Source organism: Serratia sp. GW822-FHT06D09 (assembly GCF_058799515.1).
Genome location: NZ_JBXALO010000001.1, coordinates 121,266 through 146,102 on the forward strand (window position 1 = coordinate 121,266; position 24,837 = coordinate 146,102).

24 protein-coding genes are annotated in these 24,837 nt (G+C 55.3%); 12 read left to right on the forward strand and 12 right to left on the reverse strand.

The features are described from left to right. Nucleotides 1–145 precede the first annotated feature (145 nt). The 4 genes from AC1RKG_RS00565 (at nucleotide 146) to htpX (ending at nucleotide 4,819) form a co-directional block, all read left to right on the forward strand. Nucleotides 146–643, forward strand: a complete 498-nt coding sequence (locus AC1RKG_RS00565; RefSeq protein WP_020826549.1) for a GAF domain-containing protein — start codon at nucleotides 146–148, stop codon at nucleotides 641–643. Nucleotides 644–738: 95 nt separating this feature from the next. Further along, the gene (proQ, locus tag AC1RKG_RS00570) at nucleotides 739–1,449 is read left to right on the forward strand and encodes an RNA chaperone ProQ (RefSeq protein ID WP_020826550.1); all 711 of its coding nucleotides are present in this window, start codon (nucleotides 739–741) and stop codon (nucleotides 1,447–1,449) included. A 19-nt stretch (nucleotides 1,450–1,468) separates the two neighbouring features. Next, a complete protein-coding gene (gene prc, locus AC1RKG_RS00575; protein ID WP_020826551.1) occupies nucleotides 1,469–3,505 on the forward strand; it encodes a carboxy terminal-processing peptidase in 2,037 nt (678 codons plus the stop codon). 435 nt (nucleotides 3,506–3,940) lie between these two features. After that, nucleotides 3,941–4,819 carry a protease HtpX gene (gene htpX / locus AC1RKG_RS00580; protein ID WP_020826553.1) on the forward strand — a complete coding sequence of 293 codons (879 nt, stop codon included), beginning with the start codon at nucleotides 3,941–3,943 and terminating at the stop codon, nucleotides 4,817–4,819. A gap of 48 nt (nucleotides 4,820–4,867) precedes the next feature. On the opposite strand, the gene AC1RKG_RS00585 is transcribed toward htpX, so the two are convergent. Continuing rightward, entirely contained in the window at nucleotides 4,868–6,262 is a 1,395-nt protein-coding gene (locus AC1RKG_RS00585; protein ID WP_493182064.1) for an MFS transporter, read from the reverse strand. A 211-nt stretch (nucleotides 6,263–6,473) separates the two neighbouring features. On the opposite strand from AC1RKG_RS00585, the gene kdgR reads away from it, so the two are divergent. Beyond that, nucleotides 6,474–7,265, forward strand: coding sequence for a DNA-binding transcriptional regulator KdgR (gene kdgR, locus AC1RKG_RS00590; RefSeq protein WP_142815364.1), 792 nt, complete (start codon nucleotides 6,474–6,476; stop codon nucleotides 7,263–7,265). Between the two features lie 74 nt (nucleotides 7,266–7,339). On the opposite strand, the gene phnR is transcribed toward kdgR, so the two are convergent. Next, nucleotides 7,340–8,059 carry a phosphonate utilization transcriptional regulator PhnR gene (gene phnR, locus AC1RKG_RS00595; protein ID WP_122079031.1) on the reverse strand — a complete coding sequence of 240 codons (720 nt, stop codon included), beginning with the start codon at nucleotides 8,057–8,059 and terminating at the stop codon, nucleotides 7,340–7,342. Nucleotides 8,060–8,328: 269 nt separating this feature from the next. Between phnR and phnW the strand changes: the two genes are divergently transcribed. Together phnW and phnX are read left to right on the forward strand one after the other, a co-directional pair. Continuing rightward, nucleotides 8,329–9,432, forward strand: a complete 1,104-nt coding sequence (phnW, locus tag AC1RKG_RS00600) for a 2-aminoethylphosphonate--pyruvate transaminase (RefSeq protein ID WP_493181678.1) — start codon at nucleotides 8,329–8,331, stop codon at nucleotides 9,430–9,432. A gap of 8 nt (nucleotides 9,433–9,440) precedes the next feature. Beyond that, nucleotides 9,441–10,250 (forward strand): phosphonoacetaldehyde hydrolase, encoded by an 810-nt coding sequence (phnX, locus tag AC1RKG_RS00605; protein WP_020826558.1) that lies wholly within the window; start codon nucleotides 9,441–9,443, stop codon nucleotides 10,248–10,250. A 65-nt stretch (nucleotides 10,251–10,315) separates the two neighbouring features. Here the strand turns inward: phnX and AC1RKG_RS00610 are convergent, their stop codons facing one another. The 4 genes from AC1RKG_RS00610 to AC1RKG_RS00625 all read right to left on the reverse strand — a co-directional run bounded on the left by AC1RKG_RS00610 (nucleotide 10,316) and on the right by AC1RKG_RS00625 (nucleotide 14,840). Beyond that, nucleotides 10,316–11,707, reverse strand: a complete 1,392-nt coding sequence (locus tag AC1RKG_RS00610) for an L-cystine transporter (protein ID WP_020826559.1) — start codon at nucleotides 11,705–11,707, stop codon at nucleotides 10,316–10,318. A gap of 183 nt (nucleotides 11,708–11,890) precedes the next feature. Further along, complete coding sequence (locus tag AC1RKG_RS00615; protein ID WP_020826560.1) at nucleotides 11,891–12,439, reverse strand: metal-dependent hydrolase; 549 nt, start codon at nucleotides 12,437–12,439, stop codon at nucleotides 11,891–11,893. 396 nt (nucleotides 12,440–12,835) lie between these two features. Next, nucleotides 12,836–13,501, reverse strand: coding sequence for a hexitol phosphatase HxpB (gene hxpB, locus AC1RKG_RS00620; RefSeq protein ID WP_493181680.1), 666 nt, complete (start codon nucleotides 13,499–13,501; stop codon nucleotides 12,836–12,838). Between the two features lie 58 nt (nucleotides 13,502–13,559). Next, nucleotides 13,560–14,840 (reverse strand): HdeD family acid-resistance protein, encoded by a 1,281-nt coding sequence (locus AC1RKG_RS00625; protein WP_217331174.1) that lies wholly within the window; start codon nucleotides 14,838–14,840, stop codon nucleotides 13,560–13,562. 195 nt (nucleotides 14,841–15,035) lie between these two features. Between AC1RKG_RS00625 and AC1RKG_RS00630 the strand changes: the two genes are divergently transcribed. Continuing rightward, a complete protein-coding gene (locus AC1RKG_RS00630; RefSeq protein WP_020826563.1) occupies nucleotides 15,036–15,596 on the forward strand; it encodes a YniB family protein in 561 nt (186 codons plus the stop codon). Between the two features lie 44 nt (nucleotides 15,597–15,640). Here the strand turns inward: AC1RKG_RS00630 and AC1RKG_RS00635 are convergent, their stop codons facing one another. After that, nucleotides 15,641–16,510, reverse strand: coding sequence for a fructosamine kinase family protein (locus AC1RKG_RS00635; protein ID WP_020826564.1), 870 nt, complete (start codon nucleotides 16,508–16,510; stop codon nucleotides 15,641–15,643). A 260-nt stretch (nucleotides 16,511–16,770) separates the two neighbouring features. On the opposite strand from AC1RKG_RS00635, the gene AC1RKG_RS00640 reads away from it, so the two are divergent. Next, nucleotides 16,771–17,220 (forward strand): GNAT family N-acetyltransferase, encoded by a 450-nt coding sequence (locus tag AC1RKG_RS00640; protein WP_176983977.1) that lies wholly within the window; start codon nucleotides 16,771–16,773, stop codon nucleotides 17,218–17,220. A 37-nt stretch (nucleotides 17,221–17,257) separates the two neighbouring features. On the opposite strand, the gene AC1RKG_RS00645 is transcribed toward AC1RKG_RS00640, so the two are convergent. From AC1RKG_RS00645 to ghoS, 5 genes are all read right to left on the reverse strand, one after another. Next, complete coding sequence (locus AC1RKG_RS00645) at nucleotides 17,258–18,118, reverse strand: metal ABC transporter permease (protein WP_493181683.1); 861 nt, start codon at nucleotides 18,116–18,118, stop codon at nucleotides 17,258–17,260. Continuing rightward, entirely contained in the window at nucleotides 18,118–18,978 is an 861-nt protein-coding gene (gene yfeC, locus AC1RKG_RS00650) for an iron/manganese ABC transporter permease subunit YfeC (protein ID WP_046373759.1), read from the reverse strand. The genes AC1RKG_RS00645 and yfeC overlap by 1 nt, the downstream gene beginning before the upstream one ends. Continuing rightward, nucleotides 18,978–19,868, reverse strand: a complete 891-nt coding sequence (locus AC1RKG_RS00655) for a manganese/iron ABC transporter ATP-binding protein (RefSeq protein ID WP_493181685.1) — start codon at nucleotides 19,866–19,868, stop codon at nucleotides 18,978–18,980. The genes yfeC and AC1RKG_RS00655 overlap by 1 nt, the downstream gene beginning before the upstream one ends. After that, nucleotides 19,865–20,809, reverse strand: coding sequence for a metal ABC transporter substrate-binding protein (locus AC1RKG_RS00660; protein WP_493181687.1), 945 nt, complete (start codon nucleotides 20,807–20,809; stop codon nucleotides 19,865–19,867). The genes AC1RKG_RS00655 and AC1RKG_RS00660 overlap by 4 nt, the downstream gene beginning before the upstream one ends. Before the next feature lie 132 nt (nucleotides 20,810–20,941). Continuing rightward, nucleotides 20,942–21,241: a type V toxin-antitoxin system endoribonuclease antitoxin GhoS gene (gene ghoS, locus AC1RKG_RS00665; RefSeq protein WP_020826570.1), complete on the reverse strand. Its 300-nt coding sequence runs from the start codon at nucleotides 21,239–21,241 to the stop codon at nucleotides 20,942–20,944. A 109-nt stretch (nucleotides 21,242–21,350) separates the two neighbouring features. Here ghoS and AC1RKG_RS00670 point away from each other — a divergent pair, with 109 nt between their 5' ends. From AC1RKG_RS00670 to AC1RKG_RS00680, 3 genes are all read left to right on the forward strand, one after another. After that, nucleotides 21,351–22,016 (forward strand): transglycosylase SLT domain-containing protein, encoded by a 666-nt coding sequence (locus AC1RKG_RS00670; RefSeq protein WP_020826571.1) that lies wholly within the window; start codon nucleotides 21,351–21,353, stop codon nucleotides 22,014–22,016. A 307-nt stretch (nucleotides 22,017–22,323) separates the two neighbouring features. Beyond that, entirely contained in the window at nucleotides 22,324–23,049 is a 726-nt protein-coding gene (locus AC1RKG_RS00675; protein WP_128865382.1) for a gluconate 2-dehydrogenase subunit 3 family protein, read from the forward strand. Nucleotides 23,050–23,051: 2 nt separating this feature from the next. Further along, nucleotides 23,052–24,833 (forward strand): GMC family oxidoreductase, encoded by a 1,782-nt coding sequence (locus tag AC1RKG_RS00680; RefSeq protein ID WP_041414502.1) that lies wholly within the window; start codon nucleotides 23,052–23,054, stop codon nucleotides 24,831–24,833. The last annotated feature ends 4 nt before the right edge of the window (nucleotides 24,834–24,837 follow it).

A 24,837-nucleotide genomic window follows, 5' to 3' on the forward strand; every position in this document is an offset into this window, starting at 1 on the left:
GTTTCAGACCGGCAAACATACCTTGCCCGGTAGGGTTTTGTGAAGCAACAGATGATTAACCTTGTGGCTATAGGCATTTAATGCTTATTTTATAGGGCTTAAGACTTGGGCTTCTGGCCATCTTCACGGTATTAATGGTTAACACATGACAAAAGAACAATTCTACGCGGAATTAAAACGTGATTTGTGCGCGCTGCTTGACGGGGAAACCAACTTTATCGCCGCGTTGTCCAACGCCAGTGCGTTGATCAACGAGCGCCTTGATGACGTCAATTGGGCAGGTTTTTATCTGATGGACGGTGCGCAATTGGTGCTCGGCCCGTTCCAGGGGAAAATCGCCTGCGTACGTATTCCGGTAGGCAAGGGCGTGTGCGGGACTGCCGTAGCGGAAAACCGCGTGCAACGTGTTGGTGATGTCCATGCGTTCCCAGGCCATATCGCCTGTGATGCAGCCAGTAATGCAGAAATTGTGCTGCCGCTGAATGTTAGCGGTCAGATTATCGGCGTTCTTGATATCGACAGCACAGTTTATCAACGTTTCGACGAACAGGACGAAAGGGGCCTGGAAGCAGTGGTGGCGGGGCTTTGTGCGCAGCTGGAACAGTGTGATAGTGCGAAATATGTCACTGTGGCAGCAAGTTGATCTACGGTTAACGTGGCATTTACCGATGGCGTCATTATAATGACGCCTGTTCATGCCTGCGCTGGTTGGCAAACCCGTTGTAATCAGGAAATTTCATGGAAAATCAACCTAAGTTGAACTCTAGTAAAGAAGTCATTGCTTTTCTTGCCGAGCGTTTTCCGCTCTGCTTTAGCGCCGAGGGCGAAGCTCGCCCGTTGAAAATCGGTATTTTTCAGGATCTGGTCGAGCGTGTTCAAGGGGAAGAGAACCTCAGCAAAACGCAATTGCGTTCTGCCCTGCGCCTGTACACCTCTAGCTGGCGTTACCTGTACGGCGTCAAAGTTGGCGCGCAGCGCGTCGATTTAGACGGCAACCCGTGCGGTGAACTCGAACAGCAGCATGTCGATCATGCCCGCCAACAGCTTGAAGAAGCGAAAGCGCGCGTTCAGGCACAGCGTGCCGAGCAAAACGCCAAAAAACGTGAAGCTGCCGGCGAATCAGCCGATGCGCAACCGCGTCGTCCACGTCCAGCCGGTAAAAAACCTGCTGCACGTCGCGAAGGTGGAGCCGCACCGGAGAACCGCAAGCCACGCCCACAAACTCGCCCACAGCCCGCTCGTCAACCTCGTGAAGTCAAAGAGGAAAGCCAGCAGCGCCATGTGCCAGTCACGGATATCTCTAAACTGCAAATTGGCCAAGAAATCAAAGTCAGAGCAGGCAAGAGCGCGATGGATGCTACCGTACTCGAAATCGCTAAAGATGGCGTACGTGTGCAGCTCTCTTCCGGTCTGGCGATGATTGTGCGCGCAGAACACTTGCAGTTCTGATACGGAGGCCAACCAAGGCATGAACAAATTTGTCAGATTAACAGCAGTCGCGGGTCTGTTGTGGGCGGGCGTCAGTTACGGAGCGGACACAGCCAACATCCGCATCGATCAACTGCCCCAGCTTAAGCAGGAACCGCAACATGCAACGGTGAGTGAGCGCGTAACCTCGCGCTTCACTCGCTCTCATTACCGCCAGTTTGCCCTCGATGCGGACTTTTCAGGCAAGATCTTCGATCGTTACCTGAATATGCTGGACTACAACCATAACGTGTTGCTGGCCTCCGACGTGGCGCAATTCGCCGACAAGCGCAACCAGCTTGGCGAAGAGCTGAAAAGCGGTAAGCTGGATACGCCATACGCGCTGTACAATCTGGCCCAAAAACGCCGTTTTGAGCGTTACACCTATGCCTTGTCGCTGCTGGAAAAGCCAATGAGCTTCACCGGCAACGACACTATCGATCTCGACCGCAGCAAAGCGCCGTGGCCGAAAGACAAGGCCGAACTGGACAGCCTGTGGGATGCCAAAGTCAAATATGACGAGCTGAACCTCAAACTGACCGGCAAGACCGACAAGGAAATTCGCGAAACGCTGACCAAACGCTATCAGTTCGCTATTAAGCGCCTGACGCAAAGCAACAGCGAAGACGTATTCCAACTGGCGATGAATGCCTTTGCGCATGAAATCGACCCGCATACCAACTACCTGTCTCCGCGCAATACCGAACAGTTCAACACCGAAATGAGCCTGTCATTGGAAGGCATCGGTGCAGTGCTGCAGATGGATGACGACTACACCCTGATCAATTCTATGGTACCGGGTGGCCCGGCGGCGAAGAGCAAGGCGATCACCGTAGGTGACCGTATTGTCGGCGTTGGCCAGGCGGGTAAACCTATGGTCGATGTTATCGGCTGGCGTCTGGACGATGTGGTTTCGCTGATCAAAGGGCCGAAGGGCAGCAAAGTGCGCCTGGATATCCTGCCTGCGGGCAAAGGTACCAAAACCCGTGTGGTCACACTGACCCGTGAGCGTATTCGTCTGGAAGATCGCGCGGTGAAGATGACCATCAAGACCGTCGGCAAAGAGAAAGTCGCGGTGATGGACATCCCAGGCTTCTACGTTGGCCTGACCGATGATGTGAAAGTTCAGTTGCAGAAGATGGCCAAGCAGAACGTCAAGAGCCTGATCATCGATCTGCGCACCAACGGCGGCGGCGCGCTGACCGAAGCGGTATCACTGTCCGGTCTGTTCATTCCGAGCGGCCCGGTGGTGCAGGTACGTGACAACAACGGCAAGGTACGTGAAGACGCGGACACCGACGGCGTGACCTACTACAAAGGGCCGCTGGTGGTGCTGGTTGACCGCTTCAGCGCCTCGGCTTCCGAGATCTTTGCTGCGGCGATGCAGGACTACGGCCGCGCGCTGATCGTCGGTGAACCGACCTTCGGTAAAGGCACCGTCCAGCAGTACCGTTCGCTGAACCGTATTTACGACCAGATGCTGCGTCCGGAATGGCCGGCGTTGGGCTCGGTGCAATACACCATTCAGAAGTTCTACCGCGTGAATGGCGGCAGTACCCAGCGTAAAGGCGTAACCCCGGATATCCTGATGCCGAGCGGCATTGATCCGGCGGAAACCGGTGAAGCCTTTGAAGACAATGCGATGCCGTGGGACAGTATTAATGCGGCGACCTACACCAAAACTGGCGATCTGAAGCCTTTCGATCCTGAATTGCTGAAAGATCACGAGCAGCGTATCGCCAAGGATCCTGAGTTCCAGTACATCGCGCAGGATATCGCGCATTACAAGGCGCTGAAGGACAAGCGCAACATCGTTTCACTCAATCTTGCCCAGCGTGAGAAAGAGAACCACGATGATGACGCTACCCGTCTGCAGCGCATTAATGACCGCCTGCAGCGCGCCGGTAAAAAGCCGTTGAAGAAGCTGGAGGATCTGCCGAAGGATTACCAGGAGCCCGACCCATACCTGGATGAAACCGTGCATATCGCTCTGGATCTGGCGCACCTTGAACAGGCGCAGCCAGCGGCAGCGAAGTAACGCAGCCAAGCACCAAAAAGAAAAACGCACCTTCGGGTGCGTTTTTTAATGGGCGCACTCAGGGCCCCGAGTCGAAATTAAAACCAAGCCCAGTCGCCGCCGGCGAGGAAATAGATCAGGGAGCGACGGTAAGGGTAGCGCTTTGTGACGTAAATCTTACCGGCTGGGGCTGGCGGACACTTTGCTTCCTGTGCAGGGGACGGAATTTTGTTCGGTTGATCCGATTGGGTCGCAGATAAAATTCCCATAAAAACTCGCCGCTTTACGCAACAATCGTTTACAATTTGGGGAGTATTGCTGAAGCGCCGTTTTTGTAAAGTTTCGTATTTTTAGTAGGTTAATGGCGTGCAACTCTTGAAACTGTGATGAATGCCCATACGATCTAGGGTATCCAAGGCAGCGTTTTGTTAACATTTATGAGGAAGTAAACATTTTATGATGCGTATAGCTCTGTTCCTGCTCACCAACCTGGCGGTGATGTTGGTTTTCGGGCTGGTGCTCAGCCTGACAGGAATCCAATCCAGTAGCGTTCAGGGCCTGATGATCATGGCCGGTCTGTTCGGCTTCGGCGGTTCTTTTGTCTCACTGCTGATGTCCAAATGGATGGCGCTGCGCTCCGTTGGCGGGGAAGTGATTGAACAGCCGCGTAACGAAACCGAAAACTGGCTGCTGGAAACGGTACGTCGTCAGTCGCAGCAGGCGGGCATTGCCATGCCGCAGGTCGCTATTTATCACGCACCGGACATTAACGCCTTCGCCACCGGCGCGCGTCGCAACGCTTCGTTGGTCGCCGTCAGTACCGGTCTGCTGCAGAGCATGAGCCGTGACGAAGCGGAGGCGGTTATCGCCCATGAAATCAGTCACGTCGCTAACGGTGACATGGTGACCATGACGCTGATTCAGGGTATCGTGAACACCTTCGTGATCTTTATCTCGCGCCTGATTGCGCAGGTGGCCGCCGGCTTCCTGGGTAACCGTGACGGTGAAGGGGAAGGTAACGGCAACCCGATGATCTATTTTGCCGTGTCGATGGTGTTGGAACTGGTGTTCGGTATCCTGGCCAGCATCATCACCATGTGGTTCTCGCGTCACCGTGAGTTCTACGCCGACGCAGGCTCCGCCAAACTGGTGGGCCGCGAGAAGATGATCGCGGCGCTGCAACGGCTGAAAACCAGCTATGAACCGCAGGAAGCAGGCAGCATGATGGCGTTTTGCATTAACGGCAAATCCAAGTCGTTCAGCGAACTCTTCATGTCTCACCCGCCGCTCGATAAGCGTATCGAAGCGCTGCGTTCAGGCCAGTACCTGAAGTAACCCAAAGAACGTAAAAAACCCCGGCTTGCCGGGGTTTTTTTATGCCTGCTATTTGGCTTGCTCACGGTTTTCTACCGCTTGCGCACGCGGTTGGGTAATGCGCAGGCTGCTGACTGCCGCCGCCAGCGTGGCAAAGGTACCGGCCAGAATCAACGAAGCGTGGGTACCGGAAGTGGGGAACAAATTGAACATCAGTGCCACCAGTGCGGCACCGGAAGTCTGCCCCAATAAGCGGGCGGTACCCAACATGCCGCTGGCACCGCCGCTGCGGTTGCGCGGGGCGGCGGAAATAATGGTGTGGTTGTTGGGCGATTGAAACAGCCCGAAGCCGGCGCCGCACAGCACCATGCGCCAAATGATATCCAGATCGGAAGGGTTATGCGGCAGCAATGCCAGCAAGAATAACCCCATTGCAAACACCGCCAGGCCGATACAACCCAATAATCCGGCGTGGATCCGCTCCACCAGCCGCCCGGCCAATGGTGCCATGACGATAATCGCCAGCGGCCAGGGGGTCAGCAACAGCCCGGTGGCGACCTCATCGCGGCCCAGCGTCCCTTGCAGAAAGAATGGTAACGAGACCATCGCCAGCATTTGTGCGGTAAAGGAACAAATTGAGGTGCCCATCGACAGGGCGAAAATCGGGATACGCAGCAGGTCTACCGGCAGCAGCGGAAATTCCTGGCGCAGCTGGCGGCGGACAAAGAAGAAGCCAATGACCAGCAGCGCGGCGATTTCACTGAAAATCAACGTCAGGCTCTGGCCCTGGGCAAAACCGCTGATGGCGGTGATCAGCAGCCCGAAAGTCAGGGCGTTCATCACCGCACTGGTTGGGTCGAAACGCTGATTGGTGCTCTTCTGACTATTGGTGGGAAGATATTTCATCCCCAGCAGCAACGCCACAATGCCGATCGGCAAGTTGATGGCAAACAGCCATTGCCACGAGGCCACCGAGAGGATTGCCGCCGCCACCGTGGGCCCGGCAGCCGAAGAAAAGGCGACAATCAGCGAGTTGATGCCCATGCCGCGTCCGAGAAAACGTTGCGGATAGATAATGCGGATCAGTGCGGTGTTGACGCTCATGATGGCGGCGGCGCCAAACCCCTGAAGCACGCGAGCAATAGTCAGTGTCGTCAGCGAGTCGGACAGTGCGCAAAACAGTGAGGTTACGCTGAAGACCAGCAAACCGGCCTGATAGATGCGGCGATAGCCAATCAGATCGCCGAGCGAGGCCAGTGACAACAGGGAAATGGTGATGGCTAACTGATAGGCGTTCACCACCCAGATGGAGCTGGCCGGGCTGGCGTTCAGATCGCGAGCGATAGTCGGCAGCGCCACGTTGGCGATTGCGCCGTCGAGCACGGAAACGGTAATGCCGAGGGCAATGGCGAGGATTGCCCCATAGCGCTGCGGGACGGGGAGGCCGTCGGTACAAGAACGCATGTTGATCTCGAAGGTATTAATCCGGGGGAGTATTACCATGCTAATCATGTTCCTCTGCGATTGCATCCACACTTTTCCGTACAATTGTAATAACCGATGAGATCCGTGCATGCATTCAGCCCAGCCCGATTGCGTGGCTTCTGCGGTACCGCGTATACTGAAACCCTTGTTCAAATTTCTTAAAACACAAAAGCTGGGTAGGATTTTGACTATGGTGAACGCAGATCCAGACAAACAACCGGATGCGGTTTCCTCCGTGCTGAAGGTATTCGGTATCTTGCAGGCGCTGGGCGAGGAGCGTGAGATTGGCATTACAGAGCTTTCCCAGCGGGTGATGATGTCCAAAAGTACCGTATACCGTTTTCTTCAGACCATGAAGTCGTTGGGCTATGTGTCGCAGGAAGGGGAAACGGAAAAATATGCGCTGACGCTCAAGCTGTTTGAACTGGGTGCCAAGTCGTTGCAGAACGTCGATCTGATCCGTATTGCAGATGCTCAAATGCGTGAACTGTCGAATCACACCCGGGAAGCTATTCACCTTGGGGCGCTGGACGAAGACAGCATTGTTTATATCCATAAAATCGACGCGCAATATAACCTGCGCATGTATTCACGCATCGGTCGGCGTAACCCGTTGCACAGTACCGCGATCGGTAAAGTGTTGTTGGCGTGGCGCGATAGGGCGGAAGTGGCGCAAATTCTGTCGCAGATTGAATTTACCCGCAGCACGCCGAATACCCTGACCGATGCCGGGGCGCTGCTGTCGCTGTTGGATCAAGTGCGTGAGCAAGGTGTGGGTGAGGACATCGAAGAGCAAGAAGCAGGGCTGCGCTGTATTGCGGTGCCGGTATTTGACCGCTTTGGCGTAGTGACCGCCGGCCTGAGCATTTCGTTCCCGTCGATTCGTTACTCTGAAGATGCCAGGGCAGATTACGTCAAACGTCTGCACACCGCCGCGCGCAACATTTCCGAGCAAATGGGCTATCACGACTACCCGTACTGATCCCGTCAGTTGACCAAATCAAGGGCGCAGCCATTCACCGGCGGCGCCCTTTTTTGTTTGGCACAGGGCAGAGATCACAGCGTATCGACCTCAATGCGCAGGCTGTCATGTCGCCAGTATTCGATATCAAAATCGAGAATTCGCCCGTGCTGGTCGTAGTTTAACCGGCGCAGCAGCAGTGCGGGCAGGCCAACCATCGCGCCCAACGCAGTGGCGGCGGCGTATGGCAGGGCGGTAGGGTAAAATGACAGGTGCATCCGGTGGTAAATCAAATTGTACCGTTGCTGATAAATCTCGGTCAGGCTGCCGTTAAGATCCTGGTTGAGCAATTCAGGCACCCGCTGTGGCAGGCAGTGGTTCTCGCAATAGCAAATAGCCCGGCCGTCGGCATAGCGTACGCGGCGCAGCAGATAAATTGGGTCATTCGGCTCCAGCGCTAATGGTCGCATTACGTCGAGTGGCACCGCGGTTTTTTCGGCGGACAACAGCTCAGTGCGCGGCGTGCGCCCCTGCTCCTGGCATAACCGGTGGAAGTTGGTGTTCTGCGTCGGATCCAACCACAACCTTTCCGGCGTAACAAACCAACCCCTGCGGTCGGCGCGGTAGATGGCACCGGTGGCTTCCAACTGCGCCAGGCTTTCCCGTACGGTGACACGAGTAGTAGAGAAAATGGCGCACAGCTCACGTTCGGAAGGCAGCTTATCGCCCGCCTGCAGCGCGCCGCGAGTGATACGCGCCTGTAGCTGTTCCTTGATTTGCAGGTAGTGGGGCAACTCACCCAGATGTTCTTTCATTTCATCTCGCTATGGCATTACGGCACGCGCTCATTATATACCCGTCATACTTCAAGTGGCTTGGGTGTTAGCTGCCTTCACTCACCCCAGTCACTTACTTGAGTAAGCTCCTGGGGATTCACTCAGTTGCCGCCTACAAGCAACTCGAATTATTTGGGGTATACATGCGCAGATGAATTTTTTGTTTCACCTGCGGTTGGCGTTTGACCCGAAGGCCGGGTTGCGGTCAGTATAATACTCATCTGGTATAGACCAATTGGGTGAATGAAATGTCTGAGCACGATTATTTGCTGTTAACCCCTGGCCCGTTGACCACCTCAAAAACGGTGAAGGAAGCGATGCTGTTCGATAGCTGTACCTGGGATGAAGATTACAACCTGGGCGTGGTGCAGAGCATTCGTCAGAAGCTCGAGGCCCTGGCGACTCGGTCAACCGGCTACACCTCAGTGTTGTTGCAAGGCAGCGGCAGTTTTGCGGTCGAAGCGGTATTGGGCACGGTAATGGGGCCGCAGGACAAATTGCTGATCGTCAATAACGGCGCTTATGGTGCGCGGATGATCGAAATGGCCCGGTTGATGGACATCAACCACCATGCGTTCAACTGTGGCGAAGTGAATGAGCCGGATGTTGAGGCGATGGAGGCGGTATTGAAAGGCGATGCAGGCATCAGTCATATCGCCATGGTGCATTGTGAAACCACCACGGGAATGCTGAATCCGCTGGAGCGCGTCTCAGGCCTGGCGGCGCGAAATGGCAAAACCCTGATCGTGGATGCGATGAGCAGTTTCGGCGGTATTCCGCTGGATGTCGATGCGCTGGGCATTGATTATCTGATCAGCTCGGCCAATAAATGCATTCAGGGCGTGCCGGGTTTCGCCTTTGTTATTGCCCGCCGCAATGAGCTGAATAAGTGCGCGGGGCGCTCGCGCTCGCTGTCGTTGGATCTGTATGCCCAGTGGCGCTGTATGGAAGATAACGCCGGCAAATGGCGCTTTACCTCGCCGACGCATACGGTGCTGGCTTTTGCTCAGGCGCTGCGCGAGCTGGAGCAAGAAGGGGGGATCGATGCCCGCCACGCTCGTTACCGGGCAAACCAGCAGCGGCTGGTGGCTGGGATGCGCGCGCTGGGGTTCGAAACCCTGTTGGAGGATGATTTGCACTCGCCGATCATCACCGCGTTCTATTCGCCGAAGGCCGACACTTACCGTTTTACCGAGTTCTATCAGCGCCTGAAACAGCAGGACTTTGTCATCTATCCGGGCAAGGTATCGCAGAGCGACTGCTTCCGCATTGGCAATATCGGCGAAGTTTACCCGCAGGATATCGAACGTTTGCTGGCCGCGGTCGGGCAGGCAATGTACTGGGAGCAATGAGGATGAGCATGAGTCAGATTAACGCAGTGATACTCGACTGGGCCGGCACCACGGTAGATTTCGGCTCCTTTGCGCCAACGCAGATTTTTGTTGAAGCCTTTAAGCAGACCTTTGATATCGACATCAGCCTGGCGGAGGCGCGCATTCCGATGGGGTTGGGCAAATGGCAGCACATTGAGGCTTTGGGAAAATTGCCCGAGGTGGATGCGCGTTGGCGGCAGCAGTTGGGCCGCTCCATGAGCCATCAGGACATTGACGCGCTGTATCAGGCTTTTATGCCGTTGCAAATTGCCAAGGTGGTCGACTTTGCCGATCCGATTGAGGGTGTGCCACAGGTGATTGCTGCATTGCGTGAGCAGGGCATCAAGATAGGTTCCTGTTCGGGTTATCCGCGGGCGGTGATGGAGGTGCTGGCGCCGGCAGCGGCGCTGCGAGGTTACGCGCCGGATCACTGGGTTGCGACTGACGATTTGGCCGCTGGTGGGCGTCCAGGCCCGTGGATGGCGCTGCAAAACGTGATTACGCTGGGTATCGATTCGGTGGCGCACTGTGTGAAAGTGGATGATGCAGTGCCGGGTATCAGCGAAGGATTGAATGCAGGCATGTGGAGCATCGGGCTGGCGCTGTCGGGTAACGAGTTTGGGGCTACCTGGCAGGAATACCAACAAATGAGTGAGTCGGAAGTTAACAAGCGGCGCGCTTTGGCAACCGATAAACTGTATTCCGCCGGCGCGCACTACGTGATTGATACATTGGCACAACTGCCGGATGTGATTGCTGAAATCAATCAGCGACTGGCGGCGGGCGAACGGCCCTGAGTGGATTGCAGATATAAAAAAACCGGGGCTGCGAACAAGCCCCGGTTTTTTATTGCCGACGAGATTTACTGGTGAGCCAGTTCCACTTCGTCTTCACTGTCCATAATGGACTTGTCTGTTTGCTTCATCAGTTGGCTGGTGATGGTACCCGCCGCCATAGAGCCGTTGACGTTCAGTGCGGTACGGCCCATGTCGATCAGCGGTTCAACGGAGATCAGCAGGGCAACCAGCGTCACTGGCAGACCCATTGCCGGCAGCACGATCAGCGCAGCGAAAGTCGCGCCGCCACCCACGCCGGCTACACCGGCGGAGCTGATGGTGACGATACCGACCAGGGTCGCGATCCACACCGGGTCCAGCGGGTTAATCCCGACGGTTGGGGCCACCATCACCGCCAGCATCGCTGGGTACAAGCCTGCACAGCCGTTCTGGCCAATGGTGGCGCCGAACGAGGCCGAGAAGCTGGCAATGGATTCCGGTACGCCCAGGCGACGGGTTTGCGCTTCCACGTTCAGCGGAATGCTGGCGGCGCTGGAGCGGCTGGTAAAGGCGAAAGTGATGACCGGCCATACCTTGCGGAAGAACTTCAGCGGATTAACGCCGGTGAAGGCCAGCAGGGCAGCGTGCACCGCAAACATGATCGCCAGACCCAGATAAGAGGCCACGACGAAGCTACCCAGTTTGATGATGTCGTGAACGTTAGAGCCGGCAACCACTTTGGTCATCAGCGCCAGAACGCCATACGGAGTCAGTTTCATCACCAGACGCACCAGCTTCATCACCCAGGCCTGCAGGGTGTCGATAGCGACCAGCACGCGCTCACCTTTTGGCTTGTCGTCTTTCAGCAGCTGCAGCGACGCCACACCCAGGAAGGTCGCGAAGATTACCACGCTGATGATCGAGGTAGGGCTGGCACCGGTCAGATCGGCGAACGGGTTTTTAGGAATGAAGGACAGCACCATCTGCGGTACGGTCAGGTCGGCCAGTTTGCCCACATAGTTGCTTTGGATTGCGGACAGACGCGCACTTTCCTGCGCCCCCTGCACCAAGCCTTCAGCGGTCAGACCGAACAGGTTAGTTACCAGCACGCCCACCAGCGCCGAAATCAGCGTGGTGAACAACAGGGTGCCGATAGTCAGGAAACTGATTTTCCCCAGGGAAGAGGCGTTGTGCAGCTTGGCGACCGCGCTCAGAATCGAGGCGAAGACCAGCGGCATGACAATCATTTGCAGCAGCTGTACATAGCCGTTACCGACGATGTTGAACCAACTGATGGATTCTTTCAGTACCGGATTGTCCGAACCGTACACCAGCTGCAGTGCCAAACCGAACACCACACCCATGACCAGGCCGACCAGTACCTTTTTCGCCAGGCTCCATTGCTTATGGCGGCTTTGCGCCAACAGCAAAAGGAGGGCGACAAAAATCACCACGTTAATAACCAGCGGAAAATTCATCCCCAATGTCTCCAAAATTTTTTCTTATATGAAAATGGCTATGCACCATGGCGTAGCGATACTAAATATCGTAACAGTTTGCTTAACGGCTCACTTATATCCAAATGGAATTTGATATAACTCATTGCGTAAATTTGTTTAATTTATGCACTTGGTGGTTATTAAATGTCCGTTTTTATGTGATCACAGTCTGATATTTTTTATTTGCTCAAAATAAGACTGCACTGGGATGGTGCATCCGCCCTGCCAATAGATAGCGAAAGCCACCAGACACAGGCACAGGGCGCGCTCAAGCTGATTGCCTTTCTGAGAATTTAGCAGCGGCAGACGAAAGCGCCAGCGGCATGGCCAGAGTAAGGGGACGCCGGCGGGAGTGAGCATATCCGCCAGCAGATGGCTGAAGTAACCGATGATCATGGCATGCAGGACGTCGGCCGGAATCGGCCAACTGCGCGGCACGTCAAGCTGGAACAACGCCATGCCGCCGGCGATCGCCAGCAGGCTATGGGTAAAACCGCGGTGGCCGAAGGCGCGCGATATCGGAATGGCAATCCAGCGCAACCGTTGGCCCAGTACCGACTTGGGGTGATCGATATCGGGCAGCAGTGAGGTCAACAGCGCGGCAGGGATGATGTGCCACCAGTCGCCCGTTGCCAGCTCTGGGGTCACCTCGGCCTTCTTGGCGAAAATCGCGCAAGCGACAGAAAAAATAAGATGTCCTTCCGCGGTCATACTGCTGTTCCGGCTGATAAACTGTTAATTTATCCAGTATATGGGAAAATTCCCAGTAGTGGAAGCAGTTACCCTGTAACCAATTGTTTATTTTTCCCGGTTTTACAACGGCTTGTTACTTAAATGGTCAAGTGCTGTACGCTTTTGCTGCGGTAAGGGGATGGGCGTAGGAGAAAGCGCCGGACGACAGGGTAAGGCTGCGTGGCAGTGACAGCCTGTGCCTAACGTCCGGCGACTTTCTTGAACTGCAGCATAATGAGGCCGCAACAGTAACTCAATAAAAATGAAATAATGTTTTATTTATTTTATGACGTGTAGCCAGATTTTGAACTTAAGCAACGAAAAGGCGGGAGAAGTCAGGTTAGCGGCACCGGCAGTAAGCCGATGCCGTGAAAATCAGGCCAGATGATCGGAGGTGAGTTGCTCAAGGGAATCGAGCTTGTGGTCGGCCAGCGCCCAACGGCCATCATGACGATACTCGTGCGCAGGGATCACGATAGAACGCATCCTCGCGGCCTTGGTGGCAATCATGCCGTTGAACGAGTCTTCCAGCGTTATACAGCGTAGGGGATCGCTGCCCAGGCGCTCGGCGGCGATCAGGTACACTTCCGGGTGCGGCTTGCTGTAAGGCAAGTACCCGGCGGAGACAAGTTGATCAAAGTAGCCTTCGAGGTCAAACATCTGCAGCACCTGTTGTTGCATGTGCAGCGGTGAGGCGGAGGCCAGGCCAATATTCAGATCCAGGCTGCGGCATAGCTCCAGCGCCTGTTGTACGCCAGGCAGCAGGGGGCGTGTTTCACGCACCAGTTCGATGGCGCGCTCGATAATACGCGCAGAGACTTCTTCTTGCGACACCCCTTGCCACGGCATGGCCTGGTACCACATCTTCACCACCAGATCGATGCGCAGACCCAGGGTATCCGGCAGCTTGTGGCGGTCTGACAAATCCAGCCCCAGTGCGCCAAAGATATCCAGCTCTGCCTGTAGCCACAGCGGTTCTGAATCGATCAATAAACCGTCCATATCAAAAATAGCGGTTTCAATGCGTTGCGAATAGGCCATTATCGGTTAACTCCTGCCGGTGAATGTGCCCGACACTTTATCATCGCCGGCGTTGAGACTAAAATTTTTGCCTGCGTGGCTGAGCCTTGCCGAAACGCAGGATGCGCCACATCTCCTGCACTTTTAGCCACCAGCGCTGATGCTGGCGTTCGGTGACCTGTTGCAGCATGCGGGCATAATCCAGCACCAACCCCGGTGTCCAGGTCATGCTTTCGCCACGGCTACGCAGCACCGCCAACATCCACAGGTTAGGATCGAGTATCAGCAACAGGAAACGCCGCCACAGATGTTTATCGCCCAGTACGCCTTCCAGCGCGCTATCGAGCGCCTGAATAACCGTGGTGGAGCAGTTGCGACGAGTCAGATTGTAAGTGGCATCCTGACGATAACGCTGCCAGAAGACTCGTAATGCCGTCGGGTTGTAACGGCGAAACTGTATTCTTTTGTCCGGCGGGCACCAGGCTGCCACTTCCTGTTGCAAATCGGGCAGAAAGCGTCCGTCGACGTTGTTTTGTTCGCCGGAGTGCAATAGCCGGCGGAAATCTTGTGCAGACTGGCTGATTTCGTTAAGCGGATAGTGGCTGATATACATGTCCGGTGCCAACGCCAGGGCGGCATGGCCAGTGGATATATTGCCGCTGCCGTCCACCGCCGCGATGTAGCGATCGACGATGTAACGCCTGCGGGCATCTTTTGCCGATCCTGTCGGTGTCCAGACATACACCCTGAGCGGATTAGCGTCATTGGTTTGCGGCTGAGTGGCTAACTGCGGGTTCTGATTTAGCGAGAAGCTTTCCAACCTGCGGGCAATGCGTAGCAGTGCCCAGCCGGAAAGCAGGATCATCACGCCGATACAAAAAGGAACCGTCATCCGATGCGGCACCGGCCAGCCAATAAAAATCATCAGCGAAAGCAAGATTTCGCCGCTGCCCGCCAGCGCGACCGGTTTCCAGCGGCTGTGCTGGATCACCGTAGAAGAAGCAATGCGAACCGCACCGTCAAGCAGTAGCGCGCTGCCAAACACCAGCGTGGCGACGATGTTGTCGTCGGCGGGCACGTCCCAAACTAAAAAGGCCAGAAACAAAAAGCCCAATCCCTTCAGCATCACTGGGCGACTGGCGGATGAGCCGATCACCAGTGCGGCGGAAATCGCCACTAATCCCTCCAGCGCCAGCAGTACTGCCAGCGCATCCAACGCCAGCACGGAACGCCCGTCCTGAAGTACATCGAACAGCATCAGCGCGCCTACGGTGATCCACGCCCAGCCGAACAGCATTAGCAGGCGGCGTTGCCCCCGCAGTGCTTGCGCACCCAGCAATAAGATAATCAGCCGAATCATGGCGGCCCCTGTTTAAACGGTTTGATTTAACTATATAACTATTTACCGGCAACGCGCGCTCGCCGTTAAGCTGTTGATTTCGGATAATCCCGGCTACGCTTGTAGCACAGCAGTGCTGAAGAAAACGGTGGGCGAGTTTCAACAACTACAGGTAGACTTAGCCCATTACGGTTACGTCGCTTACAAGGGGAACACATGACGTATCAACAGGCTGGGCGCATTGCCATTTTAAAACGTATTCTTGGCTGGGTGGTTTTCATCCCTGCGTTACTGTCAACGCTGATCTCGCTGCTGATGTTTGTGTATCAACACAGCGAAAAGACCAAAGGCATCAACGCAGTAATGCTGGATTTCGTTCACGTAATGGTAGATATGGTGCGCTTTAACACCCCGTTCCTGAATATCTTCTGGTATAACTCGCCGGTACCGGACGTAGAAAAAAGCCTGTTCAGCGGCGCGAACCTGATGTTTATCATCATTTATATTCTGATTTTTGTCGGGCTGGCGCTGCAGGCCTCTGGCGCACGTATGTCACGTCAGGTGAAGTTTATCCGCGAAGGCCTGGAAGATCAGATGATCCTCGAACAGGCTAAAGGCAGTGAAGGGCATACGCGTGCGCAGTTGGAAGAGCGCATTACGCTGCCGCACCACACCATCTTGCTGCAATACTTCCCGCTGTACATCTTGCCGGTGGTGATTGCGGTGATTGGCTGGTTTGTGATCAAGCTGCTCGGCCAACTGGCCGGGGCGGCCTGATAACGGCTGTTCATTAAAAAGGCGCTGATTTCAGCGCCTTTATTTTATCGGGACTCGGGATGCAGCAACGCTTCCACCGCGCGTTGGGCCCGAACCAGATGCTGCCCGCCGAACAGGTTACTGCGGTTGAGCAGGTAATACAGTTGATACAGCGGCTGACGTTCGATAAAGCCGCTCTCTAACGGCCAGACGCTCTGGTAGCCGTCGTAAATCTGCGGCGGCAGTTCCGGATACAGCGGCAGCATGGCCAAATCACACTCTCTGTCGCCCCAATAGCAGGCCGGATCGAACAGCAGTGGGCCGTCGGCGGTCATTGCGCAGTTGGCCGGCCACAAATCCCCGTGCAGAAGAGAAGGTTGCGGCTGATGATGCTGCAAACGCAGATACACGATGTCGACAATCTCATCGATATCCCCAAAGGTCATGCCTTTCTCTGCCGCCATCTGCAGTTGCCAGCCAATGCGCTGTTCGGCAAAAAACTCTGACCAGCGGCGCTGCCAGGCGTTGGGCTGTGGGGTGGTGGACAGGTCGTTGTCGAAGTCGAGGCCAAACTGCGGCTGTTCGCTCCACTTGTGTAAATGGGCCAGCTGTTGTCCGAGACAGTGAGCGCCATGGGCGTCTAAAGGTTTCAGGGTTTGGTATTCCAGCAGCAAGAAGCTGTAATCGCGATCGCTGCCTACGCCGTACACCTGCGGAACCCGCACGGTTTTACTGCGCGCCAGCAAGGCCAACTGGTCGGCTTCGGCGGTGAAGATGGGCAACAGTTCGCGAGCGTCACATTTGACAAACACCTGATTGTCACCGTAACTCACGCGCCACGCCGGATGGATTTCTCCCCCGGGCAGTTCGGTCCTTTCGCGGATTTCTGCGCTGCCAAGATGTTCACTTAACAGACGGCTAACGGCTTGCCACATGGTACACCCCCTCTGTGTTGCCTGCGAATTCATTAGGTTAGCGTCTTTAGCCCTGTGAAAACACGACCTGGCGCACAGCTGGCACCAACAACCGGCGATTTTATCGCCATCGCATTTGCTCAAAGTATATACGCTATTGATTAATTTAAGTACGACGTCTGTTGCAACTTGGCGGCGTGAGAGCGATGTTTATAAGGTCGTCAGCTATTACGGCAAGGGCAGGATTCAGATAACTATCATTATCAATGAGATGAACAACAATGGAGCAAAACCGGCAGTGGCAGCGAGGGGAATACCGGATCAACTGCGATACAAGTGAATTGAACCTCTCCTTTACTCACGCATTTTTGACCACTTCAAGCTGGGCGAGCGGCATTTCGTTGCCGACGGTGCAGTTGTCTATCGACAATAGCCTGTGTTTTGGCCTGTACCATCAACACCAGCAGATTGGTTTTGCGCGTCTGGTGACGGATTACGCTACTTTTGGCTATCTGTGCGATGTGTTTGTCTCCCCGGACTACCAGGGACAAGGGTTAGCGCGTTGGTTGATGGATTGCACGCTGGAACACCCGGTGTTGCAGCGGCTGCGGCGGATTATGCTGGTGACCGGTACTGCGCCGTGGTTGTATCAAAAGGTGGGTTATGAAGCGATAAACCGCGAGGATTTTGTCTGGCATATTGTCCGACCGGATATCTATCAGCAGCCGTAATGAGCAGCGGCGGCGCCATTAGGCACCGCCGCCTGTTTCAAGGTTTTGCGTCGAGCATTCCATTTCCGTGACGTTGTAACGGTTTAAATTTACTGTAGAGCAGGGCGAACACGAACAGAATGGCCTGGACTATCACAATGCAGGGGCCGGTGGCACCGTCAATGTGGAAGCTGATCAAGGTGCCGAGTACGCAGGAGAACACAGACACCACCGTGGCGACTATCAGCATGCGGTCGAAGCTGCGGCACAGCATGAAGGCAATGATGCCTGGAGCAATCAACATCGCAATCACCAGAATGACCCCGACGGCCTGCAATGAGGCGACAATCGTCAGCGCCAGCAGGCACAGCAGCCCGTAGTGCAACAGTTTCACCGGCAGGCCAATCACCCTGGCATGGTTGGGATCAAAACAGTAGAGCATCAAATCTTTGCGTTTCAGCAACACCACCAGCAGCGTAATGCCAGCCATCAGCAACGTCTGCTTCAGCTCTGCATCGGTAATGCCCAGCATATTGCCGAACAGAATGTGGCTGAGGTGCTGATCGGTATCGATACGGGAAAACAGCACCAGGCCAAAGGCAAACATGCCGGAGAAAACGATCCCCATTACCGTGTCCTCTTTCACCCGGCTGTTTTCTTTCAGGTAACCGGTGGCCACCGCACAGAAAATACCGGAGAAGAAGGCACCTATCACCACCGGAATGCCGAGCACGAACGCCACCACGATACCGGGCAGCACCGCATGCGAGATGGCGTCACCCATCAGCGACCAGCCTTTGAGCACCAGATAGCAAGAGAGCACCGCACACACCACGCCGGTCACGATGGCGGCCAGGATTGCCCGCTGCATAAAGGGATAGGCGAAGGGTTCGCTGAGCAGTTGATACAGGGTTTCCATCAGTGGCCTCCGGTCTGTTCACGTGCTACGCGGCGTTTGGACGCCAGTAGCCCATGTTTGGGGGCGAAGAAAAAGGCGGCCAGGAATACCAGCGTTTGCAGAGTCACGATCACCCCGCCGGTAGCCCCGTCGAGGAAGAAGCTGAGGTAAGCTCCCAGGCCGCTGGTCAGTGCGCCAATCACGATGGCGATAATCACCAACCGGCTGAAGCGGTCGGTCAGCAGGTAGGCGGTAGCCCCCGGCGTGATCACCATGGCGATCACCAAAATGGCGCCAACGGTTTGCAATGCCGCTACGGTGCAGGCGCTGAGCAGGGTGAAGAACAGGATCTTTAACCGCAGCGGCGACAGGCCGATAGACACGGCGTGGTTTTCGTCAAAAAACACTGCCAGTAAGTCTTTCCACACCAGACACAAGATCAGTAGCGAAACGCCGATGATAATCTCGACCTGCAAAACGTCTTCATCGGCGATACCGAGGATATTGCCGAAGATAATCGACTGGACGTTAACCGAGGTCGGGTTTAGCGACACAATCAACAGGCCTACGGCGAAGAAGGTAGAAAAGATAAAGCCGATAATGGCGTCTTCGCGCAGGCGAGTCACGTGGCGCACCAACGTCATTGCCAGCGCGGCCAGCATGCCGGTGAAGAAGGCTCCGGCGGCGTAGGGCAGGCCTAGCGCATAGGCCCCGGCAACGCCGGGTACCACCGAGTGCGACAGTGCGTCCCCCATCAGCGACCAGCCCTTTAGCATCAGGTAGGCCGAAAGGAACGCGCAGGCGGCGCCGACGATGGCGCTGACCCAAATGGCTTTGACCATGTAGTTGTAACTGAAGGGTTGCAGCAGAAGTTCCAGCATCAGGGTTGTTTCTCCTTCGGCTGGCTTTGCGCCGGCGGATCGCTCTTGGTATGGCCGTAGAACACCGCTGGCCGCTCGTCATCGGTCAATACCGTGACCGTGCGCGGATCGTTGTCGTCGTGCAGATCCGGGCCTGACAGATTGATATGGCGCAGTACGCCGCCAAACGCCTGTTCCAGGTTGCTTTGGGTATAGGTGGTTTCTGTTGGGCCGGCAGCCAGCACCGTGCGGTTAATCAGGATAACCCGATCGCAAAATTCCGGTACGCTCCCCAGGTTATGGGTTGAAACCAGGATCAGGTGGCCTTCATCACGCAGTGCGCGCAGCAGATCGATAATGGCGTTCTCGGTTTTGACGTCGACCCCGGTGAAAGGCTCGTCCAGCAGCAGAACGCTGCCTTGTTGCGCCAGCGCCCGCGCCAGAAAGACGCGTTTTTTCTGCCCGCCGGAAAGCTCGCCGATCTGGCGGGTGCGTAACTCACTCAGCCCAACGCGCTCCAGCGCCTTGTCCACCCGCAGCCGGTCTTCCTTTGAAGGAATACGCAGGAAGTTCATCTTGCCGTAACGGCCCATCATGACGACATCTTCCACCAGCACCGGGAAATTCCAGTCAACGTCCTCGGTTTGCGGCACGTAAGCAATAACGTTTTTCTTTAATGCCTGCGCGACCGGCTGCTCGTTGAGCTGTACGCGGCCCGTGGTGGGCCGCACCAGGCCCATAATGCTTTTGAACAAGGTCGATTTACCGCTGCCGTTGACGCCAACCAGCGCGCAGATGGCACCGCCGCTCAGGGTAAAGCTGGCGTTGTGGATCGCGGTATGGCCGTTGTTGTAGGTCACGGTAACGTCGTCCACGCTCAACTCAGGGCGGACAAAAACCTCACTTGTCATTGATCAAATCCTTTGGCAATGGTTTGTACGGTGACGTTGAGCAGGTCGATATAGGTCGGTACCGGGCCATCCTGGGTGGACAGGGAGTCGACATAGAGCACGCCGCCGTATTTTGCGCCGGTTTCTTTCGCGACCTGCTTGGCCGGTTTGTCTGAAATAGTGCTTTCGCTGAACACCACCGGGATGTGGTTGGCACGCACGGCGTCAATCACCCGGCGAACCTGCTGCGGTGAACCTTGTTCATCGGCGTTGATCGGCCACAGATAGACTTCTTTCAACTGATAGTCTTTGGCCAGATAGCTGAAGGCGCCCTCGCTGGTCACCAGCCAACGCTGGGCTTCCGGAATGCGAGACAGGCGTTCGCGCAGTGGGGCATCCAGCGCGGCAATTTTGGCGGCGTAGGCTTTAGCATTGCGATTGTAGGTTTCCGCATTGGCCGGGTCGTACTGCACCAGCGCTTTGCGGATATTTTCGATGTACACCTGCGCATTGCTGGCAGACATCCAGGCATGTGGATTCGGGTTGCCGTTATAAGGCCCTTCGCGGATCGGCAGCGGGGTGATGCCTTCGGTGACCACGGCCGCAGGCACCTGTTTAATGTTCTCGAAGAAGCGTTGGAACCAGCGTTCCAGATTCATACCGTTCCACAGGATCAGGTCGGCGTGCTGCGCTTTGACGATGTCGCGTGGTGTAGGCTGGTAATCATGGATCTCTGCCCCCGGTTTGGTGATTGACTCCACTACGGCGGCGTCACCGGCTACGTTCTGGGCAATGTCCTGAATAATGGTGAAAGTGGTCACCACGCGCAGCTTTTTTTCCGCCAACGCGGCATGGCTGGCAAGGCTGGCGGTCAACAACAGACACAGCAGGGTGAAAGGGCGGAAGTAAGCCCTGTTCTTAACGAGGGGTAGGCGGGGAAAAGCGCGTTGTTTCAAAAACATGGTGACATCTCCTGGCTCAAATGAAAATGATTATCAATATCAATTAGAGCAAAGTCAAGCGTCACCTGTAGGCAAACTGCCGGTTATTTCCACAGCGAAGCGAAATAATACCCAGCAGTGAGTTATAGCATTTTATGTATCAGTATGTAACCGCTTTACGTAGTCCTCATAGGTGACGATGTCGACCTCCGGCGCCTTGCCCAAGGCCACCTGACCAAGCTTCTGGGCCAATTGCCGTACATCCTCTTGATCTAGAGGGGTTATTAACGCAAAACTGTTGCTGCCCAGCTCGTGCGGAACGCCATTTTCGTCGGCCACCGACGTGACAAATCCCTGCAGGGTTAATTGTCCTGTCAGCTTGGCTAAATCAGCTAATCCTTCTTCCTGATAGCGAAAAGTCACCACAAAACACGTCGTTGCAGATTGACTCATAAATCACCTCTTGGTATACGAGTAGCTTGAGAATAGACCAAAAAAACCGTACAGGCGTCCTTACAAGTTGTATATGCTACGCAACTCATTGAAAGGAGTGAGGGATTCTGTGAAAACAAAAATAGGTTGCCTGACGGCAATTTTGCTTTTGTCGGGGTGTGCGAAAGACCCGCAAACAGCAACTAATAATTCAGGCAGTGGCACATCGCGTGGTGGTTGGCTAAAAACCCCCCCGCAGGCACCGGTTAACCGCACGGGGACACCGATAGCCTATAACGATTACATTCGTCAGGCAGCCAGCAGCTATGGCGTTGACGAAACGCTGATTAAAGCGATTATTCAGGTGGAGTCCGGGTTTAACCCGAACGCAGTCAGCACCTCGAACGCAGTGGGATTAATGCAGCTGAAGCCTTCAACCGCCGGGCGTGATGCCTATCGTTTAAAAGGAAGAAGCGGGCAACCAAGCTCGCGTGAGTTGAAGGATCCGGCGGTCAATATTGATCTGGGAACGGCCTATATCAATATTCTTCAAAGCCAGCAGCTAGCCGGGATCAACAACCCACAGACGTTGCGTTACGCCACCATCGTTTCCTACGTGAATGGGGCGGGCGCTATGCTTCGCACTTTCTCATCGGACAAGCGTGTGGCGGTGAACCGCATCAACCAAATGAGCCCGGATGAGTTTTATCAACACATCCAGAAAAAGCATCCTGCCCCGCAGGCACCACGCTATCTCTGGAAAGTGACCACCGCCTACCAGGCGATGTCACCCTAGCCAAGATTTTTTCGTAAAACCGGCCGCGTCAGCAGCCGGTTTTTTATTGGCTTGCGCTAAATTCGCGACACATCTCTCATTTTTCGTTATTTCCCATCCTGTTACCTAAAAAACCGCACGAATCGTTAACTTTACATTACCCATCAAATCTTTACGTTTATTCAATAAGTTACCGGTAACATTTTGGCTTTTGTTCACATTTTGGTCTTCAATAAACATACAAATAAGTAACAATTTGTGTTTAAAACCCGCATCGACCGCAAGGTTGAGGTTAAATAGTTGTGATTATCTTTGGATGGAATGTGATATGTCGGACGATAAAACTAACAATTCACGGCGCGATTTCCTGTTGAAATCGATGACTTTAATTCCCGCAGCAGTGATTGGCGGCAGTGGCGTGAGTGCGCTGACAGCTCCAATCCCGGCGGTTGCGGCAACAGACACCTCAAAACAGCCAGATTACCAACCGACTTTCTTTACGCCGGAAGAGTGGGCCTTCGTTAAAGCCGCTGTGGCGCGACTGATCCCGGCGGATGAACGCGGCCCCGGTGCGCTGGAGGCCGGCGTGCCGGAGTTTATCGATCGTCAAATGAATACCCCGTACGCCACCGGTTCTATTTGGTACATGCAGGGACCGTTTAACCCGGATGCACCGAAAGAAATGGGTTATCAACTGCCATTGGTGCCAAAACAGATCTATAACCTGGGCATCGCAGATGCTGATGCCTACTGCAAGAAAACCGCCGGTAAACCCTTTGCTGAACTTGACGCTGCACAGCAGGATGCGCTGTTGCAGAAGTTTGAGTCCGGAGAGGCGGAATTCTCGCAGTTGCCGGCAAAATTGTTCTTCTCCTACCTGTTGCAAAACACCCGCGAAGGTTTCTTCAGCGACCCGATCCATGGCGGCAATAAAGACATGGTTGGCTGGAAGCTGATTAATTTTCCGGGCGCGCGCGCCGACTTTATGGACTGGGTTGAGCGAGGGGAACGTTATCCCTTACCTCCGGTCTCGATTCGTGGGGAGAGGGGGTAACAATGGCAACGGTAATGAAAAAAGTAGACGCGGTGATCGTCGGTTTCGGTTGGGTGGGCGCGATTATGGCCAAAGAGCTGACCGAAGCGGGCCTGAACGTGGTGGCGCTGGAGCGTGGCCCGATGCGCGATACCTATCCGGACGGTTCCTATCCGCAGGTGATCGACGAACTGACCTATAACATCCGCCGCAAGCTGTTCCAGGATCTGTCGAAAAGCACCGTGACCATTCGTCATAATACCAGCCAGACTGCGGTGCCTTACCGCCAGTTGGCGGCGTTCCTGCCGGGTACCGGCGTGGGCGGCGCGGGCCTGCACTGGTCCGGCGTCCATTTCCGAGTCGATCCTATTGAATTGCGTATGCGCAGCCATTACGAAGAGCGCTACGGCAAGAGCTTTATTCCGAAAGACATGACCATCCAGGATTTCGGCGTGAGCTACGCCGAGCTGGAGCCATTCTTCGACAAGGCCGAAAAAGTATTCGGTACTTCCGGTACCGCCTGGACCATCAAAGGCCAGAAAGTGGGTCAAAAGGGCGGCAACCCGTTTGCCGGTGACCGTTCGGACGACTTCCCGCTGCCGGCGCAGAAAAATACCTTCTCTGCCCAGCTGTTCGAGAAGGCAGCGCTGGAAGTAGGTTATCACCCGTATAACCTGCCTTCCGCCAACACCTCCGATTCCTATACCAACCCGTACGGTGCGCAGATGGGGCCGTGCAACTTCTGCGGTTTCTGCAGCGGTTATGCCTGCTACATGTATTCCAAGGCTTCGCCGAACGTCAACATTCTGCCGGCGCTGCGTATGGAAAAACGCTTTGAGCTGCGCACTAACGCTAACGTGTTGAAAGTGAATCTGACCGCCGATAAATCCCGTGCGACCGGGGTGAATTACATTGACGCGCAGGGTCGTGAAGTCGAGCAGCCGGCGGAGTTGGTGATTCTGGGGGCGTTCCAGTTCCACAACGTGCATCTGATGCTGCTGTCCGGCATCGGTAAACCTTACGATCCGGTGACCGGCGAAGGTGTGGTAGGGCGTAACTTCGCCTATCAGAACATGACCACCATCAAGGCGTTCTTCGACAAGGACGTATACACCAACCCGTTCATCGGCGCCGGCGGTAACGGTGTCGGCGTTGACGACTTCAACGCCGATAACTTTGATCATGCCAAAGAAGGCTTCGTCGGCGGTTCGCCGTTCTGGGTCAACCAGGCGGGGACCAAGCCTATTTCCGGCTTGCCAACGCCGCCAGGAACGCCAGCCTGGGGTAGCAAGTGGAAAGCGGCAGTGGCCGATGCTTATACCCACCATGTGTCGATGGATGCGCACGGTGCGCATCAGTCGTACCGCAGCAACTATCTGGACCTCGATCCCAACTACAAGAACGTCTTCGGCCAGCCCTTGCTGCGCATGACGTTCGACTGGCAGGAAAATGACGTCAAGATGTCGCAGTTCATGTACGACAAAATGGCACCTATCGCCAAGGCCATGAACCCTAAACTGATCGCCGGCAGCCCGAAAAACGCCAATAGCCACTTTGATACCACCAGCTACCAGACCACCCATATGAACGGCGGGGCGGTGATGGGGGAAGATCCGAAAACCAGCGCGGTGAACCGCTATCTGCAAAGCTGGGACGTGCATAACGTATTCTCGATCGGCGCGTCGGCCTTCCCTCAGGGGCTGGGTTACAACCCGACCGGCACCGTGGCCGCGTTGGCTTACTGGTCTGCCCGCGCCATTCGCGAGCAGTATCTGAAAAACCCAGGCCCTTTGGTGCAGGCATAAGGAC